A 432-nucleotide genomic window follows, 5' to 3' on the forward strand; every position below is an offset into this window, starting at 1 on the left:
TGCCCAGCGCGCGCGGCCCGTCCGGAATCGGCAGGCGGCCGCTGAAGTATTCGTTCTGGAAATCGATCACCAGCAGCGCGGTGCGGGCGGCGGCGATCGACGTCGGCGCGATCGCGCCGGCCAGGGTACGGATGGTCGGATGTTGCATGACATGCTCTCTCGGTGGTTACATTGACGAAACGGCGCGCCGGCCCGGCCGGCGCCGCCGCACGCGGCCCGGAACCTCTCCGGCCGCGACGCGCCAGTGTCGGGCCGCGCGGCGCGATGCGACAGCGGCGCGCGGGACAACCTCCGACAGGATCGGGCCAACGTACGTGTGAGCAACTTACGAGAGCGCGGCCGTTCGCGCGCCCGGCCGCGTGCGGCCGTACGCGACCATCATCGCGAAGCTGAGCAGGAAACCCGCGCCGCCGATCAGCAGCAGTCCGATTT

Annotated in this window: 1 pseudogene; it reads right to left on the reverse strand. The window is 71.1% G+C overall.

Going from position 1 to position 432, the window contains the following annotated elements:
* Positions 1 to 148 (reverse strand): annotated as a pseudogene (locus ACU8YE_RS25630) (cysteine hydrolase); the annotation flags it as partial.
* Between the last annotated feature and the right edge of the window lie 284 nt (positions 149 to 432).

It is taken from the genome of Ralstonia sp. VS2407 (genome assembly GCF_052950655.1).